The following is a 26245-nucleotide window of genomic DNA, read 5'->3' as shown; positions in this document are numbered from 1 at the left end:
AGTTAACTCTCGTTCACCAGATTGAATCTTGCTTTTTACATCACATTAACTCATCACTTTTATAGAACATCTCATTAAAATCATTTAGAGTTCCAAAATCCTGACCCTTGATAAACAGGTGATCATTAGCAACATGTGCTTCATCAAGAGTAAACAGCTCGTAATGATGATTGTGAGCGGGCCTAACAATTTCATTATATAAAACCATTACTTGTTCGTAGTTATATCCATCGCCAGCATGATATTTACCACGTACGGTATCATAAAAATTCTTTACATCATCATATGTCACTTGCAGCTCCACCTTATACTTTCCCACTTCAAGAGGACTTCCTGTCTTTATTTTTAAGGGATGTTGTGAATTTGCAACACTGTTAGAAGTTTCTGCTTCAATATCAGAATTTTTATCCATATTTTCTATCACACTTGCCATAACAGTTTCTTGTTCATCTTCTGTTGGTTTTGTTTGTTTTTCAGTCTTATTACTGCTACTGTCAGTTTCCACAGTTACTTTTTTTACTTCTATATCTTTTTGAGCTTTCTCATTACTTTGCTTGTGTATTTCATCTCCATGCAATTTTTCCTGCAGAGCTTTTTTCGTATCAGCATAATCATCACGATTGCTTTGCAAAGCTGGTTTATAACTGCTGCTATCATCCGCTTGCATTTGATCTATATAGTTAGATTCTTCTTCCTGTATAGTATTTTTTGCGTTATCCTCACCAACCGTTCCTTTCTCCCCAGACTTGGCTTCACTCTCTACCACAACTTCTTCGTCTACTTGCTCATCATCAATTGTAAATTCAGTACCTATCTGATTGCTATCTTCCTCCAATTCATTAGATAATTTTTCAGATAGCTGGTCACCACTCAAATATGGTTCCTTTGAATATTTAGCATAATTATGGGGATCGGTTCTGTTTTCTGAATAAAACCCACTTTCAAAGTCTGAGTAGGAGCTTTGATTGAGCACAAAAAATAAGTTTTCATAATTAACCAGCATATCACTATCAGGGCTAACAAAATTTAAATATTCATCGCCTTCCCATTCTGGGTGGTGTCTATACTCTGCTATGTAGTATTTACTAGAGTCGAGAGGTATCTTGTCACCTTCTTCCCCATCAAGTTGTAAAACTACTGCTGAATGCCCATTACCTAAATCATTACCTTTTACCACTTTGAATATTTTAATCTCATCCTTTTCTACAAGTTCTTTTAACTCCTCGTTCTTTTCATTTAACTCTTCCTCCCTTTGTCTTTCTGCTTCTCTCTCTCTTGCCAATCTTTCTGCTTCTTCATCAGCTTTCTTCTGCAGTTGTGAGAATACATTTTGTAATATATCTTGTGTGGTTAAGCTATTTGTGTTGCTTAAAAAATTATCTAACACATTTGATGCAATTGGTGACAATTCACCGTGATCATCAAATACTTTTTCCTTTGCTTTATCATAGTGATTTGGGTTATAGATTGCATACAGAGGATAAAAACCATAATCTGCAATTGACGCTCCGTCAGGTGATAGTTCCATTGAGAATCCATAGTAATTAAGTGGAAGATTGGAGGTTAAATATTTACCGTTATCATCCCTAACGTGTAGCTCACTTCTACCATTGTGCTCACTATATTTGTTGTAGTAGATATAAAAATTCTCATGGTTAAGATTGAAGTGATCATCTAGATTATCGAATTGAATTGTACTGCCAAGCTTCTCGCGCAAAAGATTTTTGCTTTCATCTGTAAGCTTTATATGTGCAGAAAAGTAGTATCGATCTATAGGTTCGCCTTTTTCTATTTCAAAGTTCAAAGTAATCTTGTCGTTGACCATTGGTAGCCTCCACAAATTCTATAAATCATTTTATTTATCAATCATACGGTCTGTACTATGAAAAATGTGTTAAACGTTAAGATTTTCTCTGTACCGATTCATCTATATTGCCAAGCTTAATAAAGTTACAAGCTCTTTAAAACAATGTTAAACTCAATCACTATGGCAAAAACAGTTGACGTATTACTACCACTTCCAATTGATCAGTTATTTTCATATGCAATTGAGGAAAATACTGAGATTTTACTTGGAGATTACGTAGTGGTGCCATTTGGCAAAAAACGCTTAATCGGAATAGTTTGGAAATACAGTGATAAAAGTAACCGAGAATTAAAATTTATTGAGCAAAAAATCGATTTACCAAATATTAGACCAAAATTGATTGCATTTGCAGAGTGGGTTGCACAATACAATTTAATACCTATTGGTATGCTTGCCAAAGTGATAATGGGAGGAGTGTTAAAAGTAAATCACATAGATAAATTGGTTTGTGTTGAACAAAAGCAGGAAACAAGTGAAATAAGTTGCCAATTAAGCCCTGAACAGCAGATAGCTAGTGATAAAATAATCAGCAATTTGAACGAGTATTCAGTGACTTTGCTTGACGGTGAGACAGGATCTGGAAAAACGGAAGTTTATCTCTCTGTGATTGCACAATTGATTAAGAATTACACTGCCGTTCCAAATGCTGCTCAGACTTTACCATCCCAGTGCCCAGAGACACAACTGTACGAACATTGTGATTTGGGTCTACCAAGAGGGTGTCATCCGAGTAGCCTGACACTGGGATCCAGTTTTTCATATAACCTCATTACAAATGTTTATTTTAACTTAAAACCAATACCTAATTTACAATCAAAATTCCTGGATTCCAGTGTCAAGCACTGGAATGACACCTTTATACTCAAGGCAAAACCCACTGTAACATTTAGCATACCGTCTTTGCCACGTACTAGTATGACACCAGAATATGTTGAAATGACATCAGGAGAAGGTAATACACAAATTTTAATCCTCCTACCTGAAATTGTTTTAACTTCACAATTGGTAAATCGTGTTCGCGGTCAGATATCAAAAAACTTAGTTGAATGGCACTCAGGGCTCACTCCAAAAACTCGCCGGAATAATTGGCTCAATATAGCAAATGGAAATGCGCAGATAATTATTGGTGCACGGTCAGCGCTTTTTTTGCCTTATAAAAACCTAAAATTGATTATCGTTGATGAAGAGCACGACTCATCTTTTAAACAAGAACAGGGAATTATATATAATGCTCGAGATATGGCGATAATCTTAGCCAAATTTGAAAATATTCCGATTATTTTATCATCAGCTACTCCACTGCTTGAAACGATTCATCATGTTAAAAACGGGAATTACAATCATGTAAAGCTAACTAAACGATTTGGTGGTGCAGAATTGCCACTCATTAAAGTAGTAGATATGAGGAACAACAAGCAATGGATCTCCTCTGAGCTTTTTGAAAGCATCAAACAAACCATAGAGAAAAAACAGCAGGTTATGCTTTTTCTAAACCGCAGAGGGTATGCACAACTGGCAGTTTGTAAAAAGTGTGGATATAAAATTTCCTGCTTAAATTGTGCTGTTTGGCTTACATATCACAAGAAAAAAAATGCTCTTTTGTGCCACCACTGCTCTTATCAATTGAAACTTCCAGAAAAATGCTCTAATTGCCAAAGTGAACAGCCGTTGTCCCTCTACGGCATAGGAATTGAAAAGTTACTTGAAGAAATGGTGAAATTAATACCAAACGCAAAAACTGCGATGATAAGCAGCGATCAAAAGTCGGTTAGTAACGTAATTGACTTAGTGTTGAAAGAAGAGGTGAATATTATAATCGGCACACAAATAATTGCTAAAGGGCACAATTTTCCCAAATTAACTTTGGTTGGAGTAATGAATGCAGATTTGAGCCTCGAAAATTCTGATTTGAGAGCAGCGGAAAAGACGTATCAATTATTGCACCAAGTTGCAGGCAGGTCAGGAAGGTTTAATGAAAAAGGAATGGTAATAGTGCAAACCAATAACCCTGAAAGTTCAATAATAAAAGCATTACTGCATCAAAAAAGGGACTCATTTTATGAAATTGAACTTAAGTCAAGACGTGAAGCCAAAATGCCACCATTTAGCAGATTAATAGCGCTTATCATTTGTGGTAAGAATCAGATTGCAACACAAAAAGCAGCGAATGAAATAGTAAAATCTCTTCTTTGTCATCCAAGTAGCTTAACTACTTGTATCCAGGAAAAAAATGTAGGTGTAGACAAAAAGGAATTTGAAATTCTTGGCCCATCACCAGCAGCGATAAATTTTTTAAATAATAAGTATCGGTATAGGGTATTATTAAAAATACACAATAAACACAGTTTATCTATACAAAAAAAGCTGAAATATTGGATTAAAAATTGTAACTTGAATTCGAGTATTGCAGTGATAATAGATGTTGATCCTGTGAGTTTTTTTTAACGAGTTCCGTTAAGCCTTCTTGCCAATTACCACAACATTCTCACTGGGAAAAAAATAATCAGGTACAACCATATTTTTTGGTGCAGGACCCCCAATCACTCGGCCTGATGTATCATAATATGAACCGTGGCAAGGACAGAACCAACCATTACCATCTCTTGTAGCGTGGTCAACCGGTACACACCCAAGATGTGTACATATTCCGATCATGATTAACCATTCGTCTTTTCCTTCGTATACTCTCTGCTCATCTAATTGAGGATCCCTCAAGCTCTTCACATTCACAGCTCTTGCAGCCTCAATTTCTTGCTTTGTGCGTCTACGAATGAATACTGGTTTACCTTGCCACTTTACTTTTACTCCATGTCCTTCCTGAATTCCAGACAAATTCACTTCCACTGTGGAAGTTGCTAGAACTTCAGCAGAAGGATTCATAGATTTAACCAGTGGCCAAAGTCCACTTGCAGCTCCTATACCTGCCATAGCGCATGTAGTTAATGTTATAAAATCTCTCCTACTCTTATTTTTAGTAAGATCTTTAACAGGAGGTGTTTTTTTATCCTCTTTGTCTGCCAGTGGTTTTTTATTTTTAGTTAAATTTTTGTCCATTGATCTTTACTTAGCCATAAGTATATATTTTAATTTAAATACTGCGTATTAATCAACAAAAACTTGCGCTTTTTGTTTAACCTGTACTACAGTTGAGAAGAGATAGAGTTTTCAACTTCAGAAATACTATCTTCAGTGGAATCAGGATCTTCAATTTTCGCTACTGACACCACCTTTTCTCTACTTTCTGTTTTAAATAGAGTTACTCCCTGAGTGCTACGTCCTGCAATCCTGATATCATTTACTGAAATACGAATTAACTTTCCTTTATCTGTAATAAGCATTATATTATCACCCTGCTCAACTGGAAAACTAGCAATAACATTACCATTTCTGCTAGTAGTAAGAATATTGGTGATACCAACACCACCCCTGTTAGTTATTCTATACTCATACGCAGAAGTTCTTTTACCAAAGCCATTTTCAGTAATAGTTAATATAAACTCCTCATTCACTGCAAGTTTTAAGAATAATTCGTTATCTATTCCTAAATCATTTAAAGTCTTTTCCAATTTAGAATCAATGGAGTTATTAATTGCAGTTCCCAGTCTTTTTGCAAGTGGAACTTTTAAGTAAAGTTCTTTTGTTTCTGTTGCTACACCTATCCCATTTAATATGGTCATGGATATCACGCTGTCATTCTTTGCAAGTTTGATACCTCTTACGCCATCTGAATTGCGACTTTTAAATTGACGCACATCACTTACAACAAATCTGATACTTTTGCCGAATCTTGTTGAAAGAAAAACATGATCAATTGCATTGCATACTTTAACCGATATTAATTTGTCTCCTTCATCGAGCTTTATTGCTATTTTTCCATTGCTTGGAATATAGTGAAAGTCCGCTAAAGAGTTACGCCTTATGTTTCCATGAGCAGTAGCAAAAACTATGTTTTGATTTTCGTCATTTTCACTTGGCAATGGCATGATATTAGTTATAGTTTCACCATCGCTAAGCGGAAATATGTTAACAAGTGCTCTTCCACGTGCAGTTGGTTCTGCAAGAGGCAACTTATAAACTTTTAATCTATAAACTCGACCAATATTAGAAAAGAATAAGAGGCTAGTGTGGGTATTCCCAACAAATAATTTTGTGATTACATCCTCTTCTTTTAATCCTTGTCCTAGCTTTCCTTTTCCACCACGACGCTGAGTTCTGTAGTGAGAAAGCTTCACACGCTTGATATAACCATTCATAGTTACGGTTATCACCATATCCTCTTGTGGAATTAGATCTTCAGCTTCAATGTCCGTATCTGATTCCTCTATTGAAGTTTTTCGCGGCACAGCAAATCTGTTCTTTATTTCTTGTAGATTGTTTTTTATTTCCTTCATCAACTTCTCTTCTGAGCCAAGAAAAGCGATATATTCTTTTATCAGGTTGATCATTGAACTTAGCTCAGCTTCTAATTTGTCTTTTTCAAAGCCTGTTAAACGCTGCAGTTTCATATCAAGGATAGCTTTAATTTGTAGCTCAGTTAATCTATACACTCCATCTTTCAAAAAGCTTGCGCTATCTGAAATCAACTCGATGATAGTGTTGATTTCATTCGAAGTTTTCCATTCTTTATTTAAAAGTTCTCTACTTGCTTCCGCAGGATCTTTTGCACCGCGGATGATTTTTATCACTTCATCTATGCTGAGGACCGCAATGTAGAGCCCTATATATATATGAGCTTTTTCTCTCGTTTTTCTTAGACGAAATTCTGTTCTCCTGATTAACACTTCTTTTCTAAAGTCAACAAAAGCAGCTATGATTTCTTTTAACGACATCAAAGCAGGTCTGTTGTTATTGAGTACTAAAGTGTTAACACTAAAACTACTTCTTAGTGGAGTTAGTCCCAATATTTGATTAAGTATAAAACTTGCTTCAGCATTTCTTCTGAGGTCAATTACTACTCTAATACCAGACTTATCGGACTCATCCCTAATTTCTGTTATGCCATCAATTCTTTTTTCTTTTACAAGCTCACCTATCTTCTCAATTAATTTTACTTTATTTACCTGGTAAGGTATTTCATCAATCACTATTGCTTGCCTATCTTGTGGCAGGTCTTCTATGTGAGTCTTGCCTTGCACAACAATTGATCCACGACCAGTTGCAAATGCTGATTTTATTCCAGACCTTCCAAGAATCGTTCCCCCAGTTGGGAAATCCGGCCCTGGCATCACTTCAAGTAACTCATCCAAAGTAACTTCAGAATTATCTACATATAATATACAAGCATCTATTATTTCTCCAAGATTATGAGAAGGAATATTGGTTGCCATACCAACTGCAACACCACTTGCACCGTTTACCAATAGATTCGGAAACTCTGCAGGCAGCACAACTGGTTCTGTTTCATTTCCATCGTAGTTTGGCCTAAAATTAACTGTATCTTCATCAATATCATTCAGTAAAAAGTGTGACACTTTTTGAAGTCTTGCTTCTGTGTATCGCATTGAAGCTGGTGGATCTCCATCTATCGAACCAAAGTTACCTTGCCCATCAATAAGCGGTAAAAGAAGAGAGAAATCTTGAGCCATCCTAACCAAGGAATCGTAAATAGCTGCATCACCATGTGGGTGATATTTCCCCATTACGTCCCCAACTATACGAGCCGCTTTTTTATATGGCTTACCGGCATCGAATCCAGCTCTCGACATTGCATATAATATACGCCTATGAACAGGTTTAAATCCATCCCGCACGTCAGGTATAGCCCTGCTTATGATAACGCTCATTGCGTAGGAAAGATAAGAATCTTCCAGCTCTTTTACTATTGAGATTGGTACTATATTATCCTGCATTTTCTATACTTTAATTGAAGTAATTAATAATACTAACATTCAGTTAAGCAAATGGGCAATGACAGACTTGAACTGCCGACCTCCTCGGTGTAAACGAGATGCTCTACCAGCTGAGCTAATTGCCCCTTTAGATCTAATTCTATAGCTCAATATTATTATTGTAAACAAAAATAGCGATAAATTAGCTTTAGGTAAGCTATAAGCTTTTATGAAATCTTTGGGTGCGTGCTGTGAAGTTTTATAAATTTTAGTCTTGCTGTCACTTTGTATAAAGGTATTTTTTCACTCACATCTTTCGAAGTTGTAGCCATGTTTAACAACTTTAAGTAGAATATTGTAGCATTTTGAAAATCTGAAAGTTTATCTAGAATAACAGCTAAATTATAAGTATAAAAAATATTGTTTTCATCGAGGGAAATAGCAGTTATCATATACTCTTTACCTTTTACATAATCCTCCTTTTTCATATAGATCAGACCTAAATTTGCTAATAAAGGAGCATAATTTTTATGTATATCATACAATTTTAACATTTCACTCAACGCCAGATCAGGATCATATTGTGAGATTATCGTCAGAAAATTTTTTAATATGTAAGGGTTACTAGGGTGTTCTTTTAACAGTCTTGTGTAAATCTCTACAGCTTTTTTGTATTCTTTATTAGCGTAATAAATATTTCCCAATCCAATTAAAGCATTTTTATGATAAGGAAACTTTGCAATGATCTGATTAAGGAGAGAAATAGCTGTTTCATTATCTCCTGATTCAAAGGAATCTTTTGCTTTTTTTAAAGTAGAGTATATGTCAAAACTCTTGCCAGAATTCTGCGCAATTTTGATGTTAAATTTATCACTTTTTCTCTCAATAACATCAAGATCTTTATATTTTTTATCAGCTTTTATATGCTTGACAACACTATCAAAGGCCTTCTGTATCTCCAAATTTTCACTAGCATAGGTAACAGAAGACCTCCATAAAATCACAACGCAAATTAACATGCAGATAAACATAGGTCCTAGTGTTGTGGCATTGGCTGCAGCGTGTAACCAGTAAACCTTATTTCTTTGAGCTATATGCAACACATTACAAATTCATAAATGCTAAATTACCTATCTCATACAATAATAAAGATATTATTAATTAGCGGGACGAACATGCTGTGTAGCCTTTCAGAATGCATTTATCTTTTGTCTTCCATATTTCGCTTTATTTCCACAAAAATGCTTCAATTTATCTTAACATTTTGTCAACTACCTTTGTAGATTTAAAAGGGCATTTTTACATATTCCATATGGCTGCCAGTTGCACCCCTCACATGCGTACTCGAATTTCTCTAAAGACATTTTCTCCCTAATCTTTTCTACCGCTTCACTCCAGGTCAAAGTCTCGCCAATTTTAATTCCTAAAATTTCCATATGCCTTCTATCTAGCTCTAAAACTTTAGCTTGTGTGGTGCATTTACCTTGTTTAGTCTGATTTGGACAAGCACTACAGATACTATCAAGGTTACCAACTACTTCGATTTGAGTACTAATTACTTTGCTTGCTATCTTTTTATAATTTTCTACAAAACCCTGAGAATACCCATATCCCCGAAACGCGAGGGTGCACATGAAATGATGAGGGCGGAATTTTATCATTTTTTCAAATATTGCAAAGCTGCTACAAGTAGAAAAATTTTTATCAAACCAGGAAGGATAAATGGTAAAACACCCACCATTATTGCTTGTTCCAGACCCAAGTAAACAGCAAGCCAACTAATACCACAAATAAAGATTACAACTGTACCAGCCAGACAACTTAAAGAATTACATACAAATGATTTATACTTAGAGTTCAGTAATTCATTTACTTTGCTCATTACCATAACAGCAGCTAAACAGCCAATTAAATATCCACCTGTTGGTCCAAGGAGAGCGTGATAACCACCAGAAAAATTTGCAAGAACAGGCAATCCTGCTGCACCAAGTGATAGATATGTAAGCACAGAATAGAATGCTGTTCTGCGGTTAAATTTAAGCCCAATAAGCATTACTCCTAAAGTTTGCAATGTGATAGGCACAGGCTGCAATGGTATGCTTATTTGAGCCATCAAGAATAAAAGTAAAACGCAAGACAATATTTCAGCCAGTGTTGATCTGCTGCTAGATTGTGTTATAAACATACCTTCCCAATAAAAATAACTTATTAAATGTAATATATGTGTATGAGAGGTTTTGCAATTTAAATTTTGCTTATATTGTGCTACAATGAATTATTTATGCACTATTAAATTAAAAATGATGAGTAAACAAGATCTATTATCGTTGATGAAAGCAAGACACAGCGGACGTTCATACGATCCTACAAGAGCAATATCTCAGGAAGACATGGATATTTTAATGGAAGCTGTAAGGCTGACTCCCTCATGTTTTGGTGATGAACCTTGGAGATATGTGATATGCAATAAACAGAGCAATCAAAACGCATGGGAAAAATTGCTAAATTGTCTTGATGAATCTAATCAAAAGTGGGCAAAAGATGCACAAGTGTTAATCATATCTTTAAGCGCTAAGAATTTCCGCAAATCTGATAAAGGTGAAAATTTTTGGGCTAATCACGATACTGGTGCAGCGAATTATGGACTTATGTTACAAGCTGCAGTTATGAACTTAATGGCCCATCAAATGGGTGGATTTGATAGAGATAAAATAGTGAAAGAGTTCAATATACCCAATGACTTTAACGTAATGTCAGTGATAGCGGTTGGTTACGAAGAAGAGGGCGCTGAAACAAGTAAGAAAAAAAGGAGACCAATAGAAGAAATGTTTTTTTATGATGAGTGGCCAAGGTCCTGAAAATTTTATCAAAATGCACGGCACTGGTAACAACTTCGTTATCATAGACTCACGTTCAACAAACAATTTAGACTGGAACCATAGACAAATTGCTGATCAAAGCAGTTGTGATCAAGTGATAATTATAACAATGTCTAATGCTGCAGACTGTTTTATGCATATCTATAATGCTGATGGCAGTCGAGCTGAAATGTGCGGAAACGCAGCACGCTGTGTTGGATATTTGATAATGTCAGAAAAAGGTACTGAGTATATCACTATTGAGCTGGTAAACAAACGCATTTTAGAGTGTTTTAAAGTGGGTGATAAATCCATAAAGGTTAACATGGGCAAACCTTTGCTAAAATGGCATGAAATTCCCTTGTCTACTGAGTGTGACACTCTTCACTTACCTATAGAGCTTGAAATGCTAAAAGATCCTGTTGCAGTAAATATTGGTAATCCTCACATAGTTTTTTTTGTTGATAACGTAAATGAAATACCATTGCAAAGTTTAGGATCAAAGTTGGAAAGTCACGTATTATTTCCTCAGAAAATTAATATTAGTATTGCACAAGTTGAAAAGTCTGGAGAAATAGCTTTAAGAGTTTGGGAAAGAGGTACAGGCATTACTGCATCATGCGGTAGTGCAGCCTGTGCAGCACTTGTTGCATCCACACTACGTGGATATCTGGTTGCCCAACAGACTTCAGTAAATTTACCAGGAGGCAAGTTATTAATCGAATGGGCAAATAACGTATTCATGACCGGTGATATAGGGTTTTTGTGACCCTAATTCTAGTGATGCATTACTTCCAATACCTTCTTACCAATTACTGCAGGGGTTTCAGCAATTGCAATTCCGGCACTCCGCATAACTTCTAGTTTTGCACCAGCACTTCCACCGCTGGAGGAGATGATTGCTCCAGCGTGTCCCATACGTCTTCCTGGAGGTGCCGTTTGGCCTGCTACAAAACCAACGATTGGCTTTTTAGTTTTTTCTGTTTTCACAAAATGTGATACATCTTCTTCTTCGTTTCCACCTATTTCACCAATAACTACAATACCATGAGTATCGTCATCTTTTAAAAAGAGCTCCATACAGTCGACAAATGTCATACCATGAATTGGATCCCCCCCAATTCCGATACACGTGGATTGACCAAGACCAACAGCGGTTGTTTGTGCTACTGCCTCGTAAGTTAAAGTTCCGGAGCGAGACATAATTCCTATGTGTCCACGCTTATGGATATGGCCAGGCATAATTCCTATTTTGCATTCTTCAGGTGTAATAATTCCCGGACAGTTGGGACCAATCAATCGACTTTTTGAGCCGATAAGCGCACGCTTAACTTTCACCACATCAAGTATAGGAATGCCCTCTGTAATACAAATTATCAATTCTATTTTTGCATCTATTGCTTCAAGTATTGCAGCAGCAGCAAATTTAGCAGGTACATATATAACTGTAGCATTTGCACCGGTTTTTTCTTTGGCTTCTGCTACAGTATTAAAAACCGGTAAATTAAGGTGAGTGCTACCACCCTTTCCAGGAGTTACACCTCCCACCATTTTCGTTCCGTAATCAATTGCTTGCTCTGAATGAAATGTGCCTTGTGCACCAGTAAAACCCTGGCATATTAATCTTGTATCTTTGTTTACTAAAACGGACATGCTTTATTTTACCTCTTTTACTATCTTTTGTGCAGCATCACCCAGTTCATCTGCAGCAATAATATTTAATCCTGACTCTTCTAAGATTTTTTTTCCTTCTTCAAAATTAGTACCTGATAATCTAACCACTAGAGGAACTTTAATGCTCATTTCTTTTGCAGCCGCAACAATTCCACTTGCGATAATATCGCAACGCATTATACCACCAAATATATTAACCAAAATTCCTCTTACGTTGCTATCAGACAATATGATTTTAAATGCTTCAGTTACAGTTTCTTTACTCGCTCCACCACCAACATCCAAAAAGTTAGCAGGCTCTGCTCCGTAGTATTTTATTATATCCATTGTTGCCATAGCAAGACCTGCACCATTTACCATGCAACCAATACTGCCATCCATTTTGATGTAACTGAGCCCATACTTTGAAGCCTCTATCTCTTCTTTCACTTCCTCATCATAATCACGAAGTTCCATAATTTCTGGGTGACGATATAAAGCATTATCATCGAAATTAATTTTCGCATCGAGCGCAATAAAATCTCCAGAATTTGTTTCAACCAGTGGATTAATTTCAATTTGGCTCGCATCAGTTGCAATAAACGCATCATATATTTTTTTTGCAATGTTCGATATCTTTTCTATTTGTTCTGGACTCAAATGAAAACTGCTGCTTAACTTGCTGCTATCAAAACTTGTAGCAGAATCAATATCAAATTTCACAATTTTTGCAGGAGAATTTTTTGCCACTTCTTCGATGTCCATTCCACCTTCTGAGGAAAATATGAATATTGGCCTACTGAGCTTCGGGTCGATTACCAGGCTTAAATAATACTCTTTCTTAATGCTTGAGCCTTCTTCAACGTACACTTTTCTTACTTGCTGCCCGCTTGGCCCTGTTTGATGAGTAACTAAAGTCATACCAATCATGTCCTTTACAAACTGTTGAGCTTCTTCAACCGACTTTGCTAGCTTTACGCCACCGGCTTTACCCCTACCACCTGCATGAATTTGAGCTTTAACTAAAAACACGTCAGATTTTAATTGACTTACTTGAGTCTTTACTTCTTCCGCAGATGTAGCAACAAAACCTTTTGGCACTGGGACATTAAATTTATGCAAAACTTCTTTCGCTTGATATTCGTGAATATTCATAAAATAACCAATGATAAACTATTAACCTGAGTACAAACTACCAACCATAACGCTGCCTTCTGCACTCTTGTTGGTACCTCTTTTTTTTAGCTTCAGCTTTCTTTTTAGCTCTTTTTTCTGATTTTTTTTCATGATATTGTTTTTTCATTTTCAACCCTCTTCCTTCCTTTTGAATTGTTTTTTTCAATACTGGAAGAGCTCTGTCTACATCACCATAATGGACTGATACTTCTATCAAACTCTATACCTCCTTCGGTAATCATTTCAAAATCTATTTATAAATTAGAAAATTAACATTGTCAATTATTTTATAAACTTGAGCGTTAAAATGTAATATGCCATAATTTACATGGTGAATAATGTCATTCCAGTCTCAGCTACTTGCTTACTGATGGAGATTGCTCTTATGTTACAGCGTTCTTACAATTATACTAACATCGGGGCGGAGAGATTTGAACTCCCGACCCTTTGGTCCCAAACCAAATGCGCTACCAGGCTGCGCTACGCCCCGACTTCTTTACTCAGAGTATCAATAACTCAGGCAAAATGCAAGATTCATTTGTTTACTTTAGAAAAAATATAATACGAGATTTAATATTATCTTAGAATATGTTTTTTATTAGCTACTCTTTAACAACAGACTGCTTCGTAGAGAGTCTACAGAGTTTTTGTGCGCGCAACACTGAACCAGATTTCTTTATCTTAGCCATATTTAAAAATCTAGCTACACCAATTGGTGAAAGTGAGTGCAGCAACTACAGCAGTATCGACCCTTAAAATTCTTTTTCCTAGACTCAATTTTTGACAAAACTTATCGGCAAGATCAAGTTCATAAGATGAAAAACCACCTTCAGGGCCAACAATAATAGCAACATTTTTTTTGCCTTTCAGCACTTTGTCAGCTTTACCTGTTTCATCACACAAAACAAAATTTTTACTCTGGGAATCAGGTAACTCACAAAAGTTAATAGGAGGCAAAATCTCTGGTATACTTATCCTACCTGATTGTTCCGCTGCTTCGATTGCTTGTAATTTTGCTCTACTTAGGTTAATATTTTTTACCACTGTACGTTCCGTTGAAATAAATTGAATGCAGATTACTCCCATTTCAGTTGCCTGTCTTACTATGTTGTTCAAAGCAGCACTTTTTACCATGGCACAATACAGGTATAAATTTTCCTCATATTGCTGTTGTTTAGTGCATTCTTTGGGTGTAACTTCTGTCAATTTACGCGATATATTAACTACTTCTCCTAACCATTCTCCATCTTTTCCATTAAAAAGAGAGAGATTATCATACTTCTTAAGCCGCATTACATTGCAAATATAGTGACTTTGTTGTGGATTAAGTGCTAAACTCACGCCTTGTGATAAAGCTTCTTCAACATAGAGCCTAATTTTTCCCATTCAAAACTTTAATTATATTCTACTTGAGTGACTCTTACGGGATTTGAACCCGTGTTACCACCGTGAAAGGGTGGTGTCCTAACCACTAGACGAAAGAGTCAACTTGAATCTAACTAGGTTATATCGATTACATATATAAAGTCAATTCAATTATTTTGAATCACATAGTTAGAGGGATATATCAGTAATCTTATATCGACAGCCTCCTATTACTCCATGCTCAATACTCACTGAACCTATCTCAGATTTAGGAGCTAATTCTAATTGTTGTTCAACTTTTGTATCGGAATCATAGCCAGAATCGTAGCCAGAATCTCTACGCTCATATTTCTGCCTTATTTCTTCTACACTAAAGCCAGCCTTGGTCTTAATTTTTTGATCATTAGTCTGTTGCTGACTTATCGACTTATTAGCACTTAGCTCATTTAGCTTCACTTGCCAATCATTCACTTTATCTTGCACTAACCCATGGCAAGTTCCAGAATTAGCTTTTATGTCTTTTGCTTTTCTTTCTGCTCTTTTCTTGGACAAATCTACCCTAGCATAAATAGGTTCTGACGACTGTTCTGGCTCTTTCTGTTTTAGGCTAGTAGGCTTTTTTTGTTCTGAAAGATCATCTATAGTGCAATAAATAGGTTCTTCTGATATACTCAAATAACCACTATCTTCCAATGATAAATTTTCAGTGGATTTTTTATGTGAATCATATATTTCAGCATAAATAGATTCTTCTGATACACTCAAATAACCATTCTCCCCTAATGAGTTACTAACCTTAGCATCATACACCTCAGCGTAAATTGGCTCTTTTGAAGGCAAAGCATCATAATTAGTGCTCTTTGGCTTATACTCAAAAGTTCTAGAAGGTTTTTGAGGTGGTATTACATTGTTGTTCACCTCAGCGTACATAGTCATTGGCTCATATTCAGAGGTTCTAGGAGGTTTTTGTTGTATAGCTTCAACATTCAAATCATCTGTAGAATAATACTCTGCGCCTTTTCCTAGTAAAAAGGAAACTGTGGGGTGAAGAATTATCTCTGCTGGTAAGTTTTTCTCACTATCCAATTTTAGATTTTTTGATTCTGCTAAACTCTCAATAACACGAATTATAACATTCTTTCCATTCTCATCTATTGAGTGGATATCAGCTCCACGATTAATCAGCAATTCCATTATTTTGTGATCTGTAGCATGTCCTAAAGCCTGATTTAAAGCTTGATTATTATTTATATCAAATGATCCTGTATTCTTGAGAGACATAGTCTTTGAAAAGAATTTTCTAAAACTATTTAATGCATCATAGAGAATTAGAGTCAGTTTAACACCTTTTATGTCATTGTTTTTGACAGATTTAATTAAAAAATTATCTATTATGCCCATGATTATACCCCCTATATAAAAGCTCACTACCATGGTACAATTTTAAACTATGATGATTTATTTTCTACTAATAGCAGCTCTCTATAACCACTTAACAAGTGGTGGCATTGACATCATAATTGCATCTGGATTGCCGTCAGTCATTAAACCAAACCTTGTGCCACGATCGTATAACAGATTGAATTCTACATATCTGCCACGTTTTATTAATTGATTTTCTCGTTGTTCTTTTGTCCAAGATTTTTGCATATGTTTACGTATGACGTGCGAATAAATTTCCAAAAAGGCTTCACCTACTGCTTTTGTGAACTCAAAATCATTTTCCCAATTACCAGAACTCAGATTATCATAGAAAATACCACCAATACCACGTGGCTCTTTTCTGTGTTGTAAGAAAAAATAATTGTCACATTGCTCTTTAAATTTTGGATAATATCCGGTGTCAAATCTATCACATGTCATTTTGATTGATTCATGAATATACTTGCAATCTTCTTCATTTCTATATATTGGCGTAAAATCCATTCCTCCACCAAACCATTGTTTTGAAGTATATATCAGCCTTGTGTTCATATGCGCTGCAGGGATAAGGGGCGATTGCATATGAGACACTAAAGATATACCGCTTGCCCAGAACTCTCCGTTACTTTCACTTGCACCAGGAATTTCATTAATGGCTGAATCTGCAAATTTTCCGTGTACTTTTGAAACGTTTACTCCAACTTTTTCAAAAACATTACCAAAAATAATTGTAGATTCACCACCTCCACCACCTGGGCGATCCCACTTTCTCTTTTCGATCTTTGGCTCTGCGGATGATTGTTTTTCAATTAATAAGAAAGATTCTATGATCTTATCTCTTAGTGCACAGAACCATTTAAATGCTTGTGTTTTTTGTTTTTCCATAATATCCTCTTGCTAGCTTATTAACATTGTTATATCTGATATTTAAGGAACTTAATTAGATTTGGATGATAATTATCTATCAAAGACGTTAATAAATCTATAATAATTAAATCAATATAATAGAACATTTTCGTATGTACAACAATGCCAAGTAACAATAATGAATAAAAGATACATAGATAACAAAAAAGAGAACAGGGTTGACTTCATACTAAGAAATTATGGAATGTCAATTGTTGTGATGGCAGTTATTATGCTCTTACCTCCAGTAGCAATATCGATACTCTACTTTTTTGATATATATAGTCAGCATATTAATATAGAGATTAATTTATTAGTTAGCATTCTAACAACTCTCTTTATGATATATAATGTAAAACGCTACAGATACCTACTTAACACTATAGAATTTCAAAATGCAATATTTGCAAATGCACTAAATCATAATACAGAATTTTGCCTTATTTTACATAAAGATGAAGGTATTATTTATGCTGATGCAAGGTTCTACGAAAGGTTTAAAGATCATATAGATGATGACATTACGTTAGGCAAGATTCTTGAAATAGGAGATGTTTCAGAAGCAGACAAAAAAGTACTCTATCATGCACTAAAAAATAACTCTTCTGTACAGGTATGCATTTCCTTAAACAAGAAGAATAGAGTATCTAACTTTCTTTTGCTCTTTGAGCCGATACCAGATAATCCCCAAATTGCTATAAATAGTAATAAGATTTTAAATTTATCATTAGTGCCAATAGCAAGGCCAGATGGGTATTTTGTATTAAAAGCAACACAGATAAACAAGGAGCAGATATATGAAGAGTTAATAGAAAAACACAGCATAGGAACTTACATTGCAAATGCCAAAGGGGTGATTTTATCTGTAAATAAAAGATTTTTAGACATATTTGAACTGAAAAAACTGGAAAAAGGTAGCTCAATCAGTGATTTTATATCTCAATCTAAATATAACAATACAACAACCGATAATGAAATTTTGTTTTTTACTATAAGTGGTATTCCATTCAAGGCTTATATGAGCACTGCTATATTTTGTGATAAATACAACCATAGCTATATATATGGCTTTATAACACCAACCGAATCAAATATTGTTGATTATCAATTACACCCTTGTTTTGCAAATTCATCAATTGCTATTGCACAATGTGACATAAACGGCAACTTTGTAAAGAAAAATACGGCACTAATAAAGCTTGCAGGGTCAGATAATAATTCAATCTTTACGTTGATATTGGATAGTTATCATGTGAAAATACGTGAATATTTTTCGAGTAATAGAATAAATAATGCGTCTTTTGATGTACAGCTCAACGGCGGTAATAACATAAAAATATATTTCAATAAGTTTCTTCATAATAAAATGATCTTCATACTTTGTTATTTTATTGACAATACTGAACACAAAAACCTAGAGATAAAGCTTGAGCATTATCAAAAGATGCAAGCTATAGGGCAGTTAGCAGGTGGTATTGCGCATGATTTCAACAATATATTGACTGGGATAATAGGATTTTGCGATTTGCTTTTACTCCAACACTCAGCTGGTGACCCATCTTTTGGAGATATAATACAGATACAGCAAAATGCAAAGCGTGGATCAAATTTAGTAAGACAATTGCTTGCTTTCTCAAGAAGACAGACCTTGCAGCCAAAAATTATTGATGTAAATAATACTATAGCTAATCTTTATGAAATGATAAAAAGATTAATAGGTGAAAATATAAAATTTAATATTTATTATGGTAGAGACTTGGGTGCTGTTAGGGCTGATCAAGGGCAATTAGAGCAAGTTATACTTAACTTAGCAGTCAATGCTAGTGCTGCTATGGAAAAGGGCGGAGAATTAACTATACGAACCTTTAATCAAAAGATTGACTCATTAAATTCTACACCTCAGGATATGTTTTCTCCAGACAAGGAAGCGATTGAACATGGAAATTATGTTGTGATTGAAGTAATTGATACTGGATGTGGAATGACGAGTGATACAACTGAAAAGATCTTTGATCCATTTTTTTCTACCAAAGATATTACCTCTGGTACAGGTCTTGGCCTCTCTACTGTATATGGCATTATTAAACAAACTGAAGGATACATCTATGTTGCTAGCAAAGTAAATCATGGAACTAAATTTAGCATATTTTTGCCCATGGTTTACATATCAGATGAAAATGATAGAGAGGAAGATAGTGAAGAAACAGAAAAACCGGTAGTAAGTGAAATTAAAGGTAATGGTATAATTTTATTAATCGAAGATGAAGATTCAGTAAGGGAATTCATCTCTAAAGCACTCAAAAGAAAAGGATTTGATGTAATAGAAGCAAGCATAGGCAGCGAGGCGCTAGAAATAATCAGTAAAAAAAGTCAACACATAGATCTTATAATCACTGATGTAATCATGCCAGAGGTGAGCGGCCCAGAAATAGTTAAAGAAGCATTGATCCATAGGCCAAATATCAACGTTATTTTTATTTCTGGGTATGCAGAAGATGCTTTTTTAAAGAGTGATGACATCAATATAGAAGATTTTCACTTTTTGCCAAAACCATTCACTCTGAATGAATTAGGAAACAAGGTTCAAAGTGTGTTACACAAAGCAAAAAAGACAGTCTAATTTTAGTGTGGTTAACAACAAAAAAATTTTCTAATGCAAAAGTTTCTTGCATATATACAATAGAATTATTTTATACATAAGATAAAAGGCGTGAGCAAGATTATTGCAATAGTAAATCAAAAGGGTGGAGTTGGCAAAACCACAACTAGTATAAATTTATCGACAGCCTTTGCTGCTGTGGGAAAAAGCACTTTATTGGTAGATCTTGATCCTCAAGGAAATGCTAGCACCGGGCTCGGGATTTCTTATCGTAGTAGGGAAGAAAAAAATATATACAAAATACTACTAAGCAGCGAAAATAAATTGATAGAATCGGCAATTTTCAATATAAAGGAAATTCCAAATTTATCACTAATTTCGTCAGTAGTTGATTTATCAGCTGCAGAAATTGAATTATCGCAACTTGAGCGAGGAAAATTTGTGCTAAAAAGCGCATTAGAGAAGATACGCGATAATTATGAGTATATAATCATCGATTGCCCTCCATCACTTGGGCTTCTAACCATAAATGCTTTGACTGCTGCTAATTCTATTATTGTCCCTCTTCAGTGTGAATTTTTTGCTTTGGAGGGATTAAGCCATTTAGTTAAAACTGTAGAGCTGATAAAAAGAAATAACCTAAACCCTTTTTTGGCAATAGAAGGGATAGTGTTAACAATGTATGACAGGCGCAACAAACTCAGTGAACAGATTAAAAACGATATTTGCCAGTATTTAAATGATAAAGTATACAAAACTATCATCCCATTGTATGAGACTGTTATTCCACGTAACGTACGGTTATCAGAAGCGCCTTCTCATGGAAAACCCGCTATTGTGTATGATCTTAAGTGTCCTGGTGCACAAGCATATATAAGTTTGGCAAGGGAAATTTTAAAAAAGCACGCGAGCAGTTGTAAGGAGAAGAAACTAGTAAGCGAGGGCGTAGTATGAAGGATGATAGACGCCTCGGCAGAGGTCTTGCCGGCCTCATAGGCGATAATTATGATAATAAAGAAGATCGACAAGAGCATTTGCCTATTTCATTACTGCACCTAAGCAAATTTCAACCGAGGAAACATTTTGACGAGGAGTCATTAAGAGAACTTGCAAATTCGATAAAGAAAAGTGGCATTATACAGCCTATCGTGGTACGCAAAGATTCAAATGATGATGGTTATGAAATAATAGCTGGAGAACGTCGTTGGCGAGCAAGCAAGATTGCAAATCTTGATAGTGCACCGGTTATCATAAAAGATCTGAGCGACAAGGAATGCTTGGAAACCCCAGTTATGGATTAGAAAACAGATAAAAGTAGAATTAATAAAGAGGGAAATAGGGTAAACTCAAGTATTTTAACAATAATTTAAGAGGTTACCCATGAAGAAAGATATTACAGAACTTTACTGCTGCGTCGAGGATTTTTGTCGTGTAGTAGATGAAAATTTTGCAAATAAGTTCTTATCAAATGGCAAAAAACCAACCAGAGTACCAGAAATAGCGCACTCAGAAATGCTAACCATAATCCTGTTATACCACCAATCGCCATGTAAAAACTTCAAGGCTTTTTATCTTTGTTACCTTAAGTTACTCTATAGATCAGAATTTTCAAAGATGCCTTCATATCACAGATTTATTGCCTTAAAGCCGAGAGTTTTACGGTATTTAGCATTACTTCTTCAATGGTTCTGCGAACAAGCGAAAATGACAGGTACTTCCTACATTGACACTTCTACGATTGCCATTTGCCACAAGAAAAGGATCTCTAGGAACAAAGTTTTTGATGGTTTAGCAGAAATTGGTAAGAGCACGTATGGTTGGTTTTTTGGCTTTAAATTGCACTTGGTGATTAACGAAATTGGAGAAATTCAATCACTTACTCTAACCAAAGGTAACGTTGATACCTGTGCCAACTATAACTAAAAGACTGACAGGACTTTTGTTCGGAGATAAAGGCTATATCAAGAAGGAGCTCTTTGAGGAACTCTTCGATAGAGGTTTAAAGCTTGTCACTAAAGTGAAAAAAGGCATGAAAAACGCACTAATCTCACTAAAAGAGAAGGCTTTATTGAGAAAAAGGTCGATTATTGAGACAGTCTTTGGTTGTTTAAAAAATAAATTTGAGCTTGAACATACACGGCACAGATCGCCAATAAATTTTCTGGTACATATTTTTTCTACATTAATTTCATATTCCATGCAGTCAAAAAAGCCTTCTATTTCTAAGCCTTACTGTGTTGGTTAATCCATAACTGGGGTTTAAAACAGTTCCTGGAATAGGTAAAAAGTTATCACAAGATTTTTTGTGTTTAATGCCAGAGCTTGGTTACTTAAACAGAAAAGAAGTAGCAAGTCTTGCCGGAGTTGCACCGCATCCAAAAGAAAGTGGTAAAGCTGTTGGTTACCGAAGGATTACAGGTGGTAGAAGTAACGTTCGTTCAAAGCTCTTTACAGCCGCTATGGCTGCTACAAGGTCAAAATCTATACTTGGCGCCTTTTATTCTAAGCTTGTTGAAAGTGGTAAGAAGAAGATGGTGGCTATAACAGCCCTAATGCATAAAATTATAGTATAGCTCTTTTTACAATAATCCGAACAGACCGTAATATGCTACTGGCCTGCTATAGCCATAAACACATATCTTATCGCATTCGGACTATTATAAGAAAGGCTATAATTGCTAATACAAGACTTAAAGAAGCAATTAATTTGCATACTTAAAAATCTTCACAACGGTAACTGAAATTGGCTAATGAATATGTGCGTCCACACAGACTTAAAGCACATATTCATTAGCTTAAGCAGAAATTGCTGTGGTAGCTGTTTGATATAAAATTCTATTTCTATGACAAACGGGTTTTTATTGCCCATATATAGCCTTTCTTATAATAGTCCGAATGCGATAAGATATGTGTTTATGGCTATAGCAGGCCAGTAGCATATTACGGTCTGTTCGGATTATTGTAAAAAGAGCTATAATTTGCAAAATTACACAAATAAAAAAATTTTTAAAAAACATAGTTGATAGCACTGACAGAAAATATCGTGGCTATGAGCAAACGAGAAAATTGCACGTAATGTTGAATATAAACAACAAAAAAGCCATAGCTGTAAAATACAGTAACGGTGTCTACTCTGATCACTAATTTTATGCATTAGGGCTGTTATAGCCACCATCTTCTTCTTACCACTTTCAACAAGCTTAGAATAAAAGGCGCCAAGTATAGATTTTGACCTTGTAGCAGCCATAGCGGCTGTAAAGAGCTTTGAACGAACGTTACTTCTACCACCTGTAATCCTTCGGTAACCAACAGCTTTACCACTTTCTTTTGGATGCGGTGCAACTCCGGCAAGACTTGCTACTTCTTTTCTGTTTAAGTAACCAAGCTCTGGCATTAAACACAAAAAATCTTGTGATAACTTTTTACCTATTCCAGGAACTGTTTTAAGAATTTTTTGGCGTTGTTGTAATTCGCGGCTTTCATCAATAATCTTTTGTATAGTATCATTGAGTTCGTTTATTTGACTATCGAAAAACTCAATGGTCTTTTGACAGCTTTCTTTTATATGATCATTTTCCGGTGCTTCAAGTCTGCATTTTTCTTGAGTTCTCATTTGCGTAATATCATCACGACGTTGACAAAGTGCAGCCAAAGTTGATTGTTCTGTAGAGGTAGGTACAAATAGAGAGATAGTTCTATGGCGTTCAAATCCATATTGAGCAAGAGCTCTTGCATCTAGACTTTGCTAAAGTTCCGTGAGATAAAATAAAGCTTTTTACTTTACGAGTATTAGCTCGATGCACGGCAATATTTTTGTCGGTAAGAAAATGTGATAAGCCAAGCTCATATTTCCCTGTATTTTCTAAAGTCACTAAAGCATTAGGTAGAATATCTGAAAACTCTTGAAATAATTGTTGCCAACCAGAAGCATTATTATCAAATTCGACAGCATTCTTCTGTTTGTGAATTGCAACGACATTTTTAAATTTTCCGATGTCAATGCCAATAAAATTTTGATAAGATGTAACCATAATAAACCTCGATAGTTTTAGTTAATTTAAGATTGTAAACGGGTGCATATATATGTCCCAAGCAACTATTCAAACGTATCGAGAGATAGGGCTAGCGTACCTTGATACCAACGGTTGTAATACCAATTTCCTTTCGGTCGCGCACGCCCGCTATTCCTAGTGAGCAGGGTTATCTTTCTCTCTTATCTCTTTTATATCACGTTTTTAACTTACAATTGCCTTAGATGGAAAATAGAGATATTACATAAAATTTTAAATTCGGTCTCAAAGTTGAAGAATGTAGGCTTGGAATAGCAGAAAGACTAATGAGATATCTAACAGTTGTGAGTATTATTGCTTGGAGGATCTTCTTTATTACATCAATTGCAAGAGCTAACCCAACATTACCATGTACTACCTTATTAGCTGAAGAGGAATGGAAAGTTTTATACGTTAAAATACACAGAAAACCATGTCCAAGTGTAGTTCCCAACATAAAAGAAGCTGTTTCATGAACTTGGAGGCCATTTAGCAGGAAAAAATGACCCAGAACCAGGACCTTATGTTCTTTGGAAAGGATATAAACGTCTCTTTGATTTAGCAGAAGGATGGCGACTTGCTCACGAACCTCATATTTGTGGGTAATAGTAAGTTGTTAGCGGGATCTGGAGATACCGCGGCGGTATGACGTAGGGAATCTTACTTATTATAGCTATAGTTCTACATGAATTACAAAAGTAATATTTACTAGATCTTAATATTTTAGATCTATATTTTAATAAATAATGAGCTGTAATTAGTATGAATAATCCATTTAAAAGTGAGAACTATAAAAAAAAATCTCGATTCTCTGATCAAAGCTGTAAAGCTAGGAAATGCAGAGAAACAATATAACAAAACGTTAAGGGATTTATCTCATGCATTAGAAGGTTTTACAGGTGAGGCAAAAGGTATAGCTGAGTTTGTTATATATACTGACTTGAACAATTATGTAGAACAGCCATTAGGTCTTTTTAAAACATTAATGAATAGAATTTTGGGAAAAAATTTTCCAACCAAGAACAGTAGTATAAGTAATTTTGTAAATGATGAGTTGTCAAGTTTCACTTTAGAAACAGCAGCTAAGTATACAAGAATTTTAAAAAAAATTGATCTCTTGGAACAATTAGAAAAAGATTTCAGAAAAAATAATATTTTAAAAGATTCTTTAAATTTAGAACAAAGTGAAAAGAGTCAAGGAAAAGATAGATCACACGAAGTGAGTTTGGAAGGTAGAAAGCAAAAGGAAGGTACTTTTGAGCTGCGAAAAGAAGAACAGCCGAAAGAAAAATTAGGTGGTAATCGCATGAGGCAAATAAAGCGACCAACAACAGCACCTCCGGCTGCTCCAGATTCGAGGAAGGTACGCTTTAAATCAGAAATATCTTCAGATGGAGAAAGCAAGGCAAAGTCTACATCTTCTTTACTAAAAGGAGCTAATAGTTTTAGTATGCCTGATGCTAAGGAAAATCCTTCTGAGGATTCAGGCTATGAAAGTTCATTAGATCAGGGGTCTGAATATGAAGACATATCAAATTATCAAGAGAAAAAGCAAAAGGAAAATCCTTTATATGAGCAGAGAGAAGATTCAGGCTATGGAAGTTCATTAAATGAAGAGTCTGTATACAAAGAGATATCAAATTATCAAGAGAAGAAGAGTAAAATTTTAATAGAAAATTCGCAGAGTTCAAAATCGCCCAAAGAAGAGCCAATTTATGCAACAGTTCCTAAAGAACATATAGAAGCAAAAAGAGAACGTAAGCAGAAACAACAACCTCAATCCCTCGTACCACCAAAACCACCGCAAGTGCCAAAAAAAATGTTTACTACTGGTCAAGAAGTTAGACAAGAATCGAAAGTGGTAATCAAAGATAAACCTGCAGTACCGCCAAAGCCTAAAAATCTAAGCCGTGCTAATCAAAAAGTAAGCACAGAGCCAAAAGTAGTAGGAGTAATTCTTAAAAAATCAGCTGAAAGAGTACCACTAAAATCTGAAAATCAAGACAATAGGAAATCAGCACAAAAAGCTGCTGGTAAGGCGATACCAAAAGTAGCAGCAGCTACTATGAAAGGAGGAGCTAATCGCGAGATGGGCAGTAAAGTAAAGGCATTAAAAGAAAAATTTGAGCAAAATCAAGCAAAAGGAAATGCTAATGTACAGCTTGCTGAAAGCAAAACCACTCCAGCAGCACAAGCGGATATCGGTGTGAAGAAAAAACAATCTCATTCATTTCTAACAGAGAATAAAAGATCTGCAACGAAACACGTAACAGCAAAATCTGATCCAAAATCTCATGTCAGCAAAAATTCCCTTCTCACGCATGCAAATGTAAAGGAAATGGTTGCACAAATTGAGAAAGGAAAAGGAGGAAGATAGTAACATTTGGGAAAAAAAACATATGTGTCAAGTCAAGAGATTGTGAGCAAATTTAGGAAATTATAGCTAAACTGACTTAGATCTACCGACAATTTGAAAAACCGTCATTCCGCTAACTATAGTATTTTCAAAAGCGAATGATAAA

Annotated in this window: 18 protein-coding genes, 3 tRNA genes and 5 pseudogenes; 10 read left to right on the top strand and 16 right to left on the bottom strand. The window is 35.2% G+C overall.

Features of this window, described 5'->3' with window-relative positions; all coding sequences use genetic code 11:
* Window positions 1-40: 40 nt before the first annotated feature.
* Window positions 41-1825, bottom strand: a complete 1785-nt coding sequence (locus tag AAGD79_RS05615; RefSeq protein ID WP_010963093.1) for a hypothetical protein — start codon at window positions 1823-1825, stop codon at window positions 41-43.
* Between the two features lie 162 nt (window positions 1826-1987).
* On the opposite strand from AAGD79_RS05615, the gene priA reads away from it, so the two are divergent.
* Window positions 1988-4312, top strand: coding sequence for a primosomal protein N' (gene priA, locus AAGD79_RS05610; protein WP_406831914.1), 2325 nt, complete (start codon window positions 1988-1990; stop codon window positions 4310-4312).
* A gap of 9 nt (window positions 4313-4321) precedes the next feature.
* On the opposite strand, the gene petA is transcribed toward priA, so the two are convergent.
* From petA to AAGD79_RS05580, 6 genes are all read right to left on the bottom strand, one after another.
* Window positions 4322-4921: a ubiquinol-cytochrome c reductase iron-sulfur subunit gene (gene petA, locus AAGD79_RS05605; protein WP_182309809.1), complete on the bottom strand. Its 600-nt coding sequence runs from the start codon at window positions 4919-4921 to the stop codon at window positions 4322-4324.
* 86 nt (window positions 4922-5007) lie between these two features.
* Window positions 5008-7716, bottom strand: a complete 2709-nt coding sequence (gene gyrA, locus AAGD79_RS05600; RefSeq protein ID WP_341811268.1) for a DNA topoisomerase (ATP-hydrolyzing) subunit A — start codon at window positions 7714-7716, stop codon at window positions 5008-5010.
* 52 nt (window positions 7717-7768) lie between these two features.
* Window positions 7769-7841: transfer RNA gene (locus tag AAGD79_RS05595), tRNA-Val, on the bottom strand.
* A gap of 81 nt (window positions 7842-7922) precedes the next feature.
* On the bottom strand, window positions 7923-8798 hold the full coding sequence (locus AAGD79_RS05590; protein ID WP_007548480.1) for a tetratricopeptide repeat protein: 876 nt from the start codon (window positions 8796-8798) through the stop codon (window positions 7923-7925).
* A 168-nt stretch (window positions 8799-8966) separates the two neighbouring features.
* On the bottom strand, window positions 8967-9356 hold the full coding sequence (locus AAGD79_RS05585; protein WP_320109356.1) for a DUF1284 domain-containing protein: 390 nt from the start codon (window positions 9354-9356) through the stop codon (window positions 8967-8969).
* Window positions 9353-9880, bottom strand: a complete 528-nt coding sequence (locus tag AAGD79_RS05580; protein WP_341811267.1) for a biotin transporter BioY — start codon at window positions 9878-9880, stop codon at window positions 9353-9355. The genes AAGD79_RS05585 and AAGD79_RS05580 overlap by 4 nt, the downstream gene beginning before the upstream one ends.
* Window positions 9881-9965: 85 nt before the next feature.
* On the opposite strand from AAGD79_RS05580, the gene AAGD79_RS05575 reads away from it, so the two are divergent.
* Window positions 9966-10553 carry a nitroreductase family protein gene (locus AAGD79_RS05575; protein ID WP_155969200.1) on the top strand — a complete coding sequence of 196 codons (588 nt, stop codon included), beginning with the start codon at window positions 9966-9968 and terminating at the stop codon, window positions 10551-10553.
* A complete protein-coding gene (gene dapF / locus AAGD79_RS05570) occupies window positions 10534-11322 on the top strand; it encodes a diaminopimelate epimerase (RefSeq protein ID WP_265044046.1) in 789 nt (262 codons plus the stop codon). The genes AAGD79_RS05575 and dapF overlap by 20 nt, the downstream gene beginning before the upstream one ends.
* An 8-nt stretch (window positions 11323-11330) precedes the next feature.
* On the opposite strand, the gene sucD is transcribed toward dapF, so the two are convergent.
* From sucD to hemF, 8 genes are all read right to left on the bottom strand, one after another.
* Window positions 11331-12206 (bottom strand): succinate--CoA ligase subunit alpha, encoded by an 876-nt coding sequence (gene sucD, locus AAGD79_RS05565; protein WP_341811266.1) that lies wholly within the window; start codon window positions 12204-12206, stop codon window positions 11331-11333.
* Between the two features lie 3 nt (window positions 12207-12209).
* The gene (gene sucC / locus AAGD79_RS05560; protein ID WP_341811265.1) at window positions 12210-13361 is read right to left on the bottom strand and encodes an ADP-forming succinate--CoA ligase subunit beta; all 1152 of its coding nucleotides are present in this window, start codon (window positions 13359-13361) and stop codon (window positions 12210-12212) included.
* Between the two features lie 37 nt (window positions 13362-13398).
* Entirely contained in the window at window positions 13399-13599 is a 201-nt protein-coding gene (rpsU, locus tag AAGD79_RS05555; RefSeq protein WP_006279819.1) for a 30S ribosomal protein S21, read from the bottom strand.
* Window positions 13600-13798: 199 nt separating this feature from the next.
* A tRNA-Pro gene (locus AAGD79_RS05550) sits at window positions 13799-13872 on the bottom strand.
* A gap of 209 nt (window positions 13873-14081) precedes the next feature.
* Window positions 14082-14768 (bottom strand): 16S rRNA (uracil(1498)-N(3))-methyltransferase, encoded by a 687-nt coding sequence (locus tag AAGD79_RS05545; protein ID WP_006279818.1) that lies wholly within the window; start codon window positions 14766-14768, stop codon window positions 14082-14084.
* A gap of 28 nt (window positions 14769-14796) precedes the next feature.
* Window positions 14797-14868: transfer RNA gene (locus AAGD79_RS05540), tRNA-Glu, on the bottom strand.
* Window positions 14869-14936: 68 nt separating this feature from the next.
* Window positions 14937-16148, bottom strand: coding sequence for a hypothetical protein (locus AAGD79_RS05535; RefSeq protein ID WP_341811264.1), 1212 nt, complete (start codon window positions 16146-16148; stop codon window positions 14937-14939).
* Between the two features lie 81 nt (window positions 16149-16229).
* Window positions 16230-17054, bottom strand: a complete 825-nt coding sequence (hemF, locus tag AAGD79_RS05530; RefSeq protein WP_155969192.1) for an oxygen-dependent coproporphyrinogen oxidase — start codon at window positions 17052-17054, stop codon at window positions 16230-16232.
* 160 nt (window positions 17055-17214) lie between these two features.
* On the opposite strand from hemF, the gene AAGD79_RS05525 reads away from it, so the two are divergent.
* The 5 genes and pseudogenes from AAGD79_RS05525 to AAGD79_RS05505 form a co-directional block, all read left to right on the top strand.
* A complete protein-coding gene (locus AAGD79_RS05525) occupies window positions 17215-19695 on the top strand; it encodes a response regulator (protein ID WP_341811263.1) in 2481 nt (826 codons plus the stop codon).
* 90 nt (window positions 19696-19785) lie between these two features.
* Window positions 19786-20628, top strand: coding sequence for a ParA family protein (locus tag AAGD79_RS05520; protein WP_006280226.1), 843 nt, complete (start codon window positions 19786-19788; stop codon window positions 20626-20628).
* A pseudogene (locus AAGD79_RS05515) lies at window positions 20625-20972 on the top strand (ParB/RepB/Spo0J family partition protein); the annotation flags it as partial. The gene AAGD79_RS05520 and the pseudogene AAGD79_RS05515, both read left to right, overlap by 4 nt.
* 82 nt (window positions 20973-21054) lie before the next feature.
* Window positions 21055-21919, top strand: a pseudogene (locus AAGD79_RS05510) (IS982 family transposase).
* Window positions 21920-21935: 16 nt separating this feature from the next.
* Window positions 21936-22247: pseudogene (locus tag AAGD79_RS05505) on the top strand (transposase); the annotation flags it as partial.
* A 569-nt stretch (window positions 22248-22816) separates the two neighbouring features.
* On the opposite strand, the pseudogene AAGD79_RS05500 reads toward AAGD79_RS05505, so the two are convergent.
* Window positions 22817-23705 (bottom strand): annotated as a pseudogene (locus tag AAGD79_RS05500) (IS110 family transposase); the annotation flags it as partial.
* 216 nt (window positions 23706-23921) lie between these two features.
* Between AAGD79_RS05500 and AAGD79_RS05495 the strand changes: the two are divergent.
* Window positions 23922-24329, top strand: a pseudogene (locus AAGD79_RS05495) (IS4 family transposase); the annotation flags it as partial.
* A 175-nt stretch (window positions 24330-24504) separates the two neighbouring features.
* On the top strand, window positions 24505-26100 hold the full coding sequence (locus tag AAGD79_RS05490) for a hypothetical protein (protein WP_341811262.1): 1596 nt from the start codon (window positions 24505-24507) through the stop codon (window positions 26098-26100).
* Window positions 26101-26245 lie beyond the last annotated feature (145 nt).

It is taken from the genome of Wolbachia endosymbiont (group A) of Oxytorus armatus (assembly GCF_964027005.1).
In the GTDB taxonomy this organism is placed as follows: Bacteria; Pseudomonadota; Alphaproteobacteria; order Rickettsiales; family Anaplasmataceae; genus Wolbachia; species Wolbachia pipientis.
This window is presented reverse-complemented; position numbering and strand designations above follow the sequence as displayed.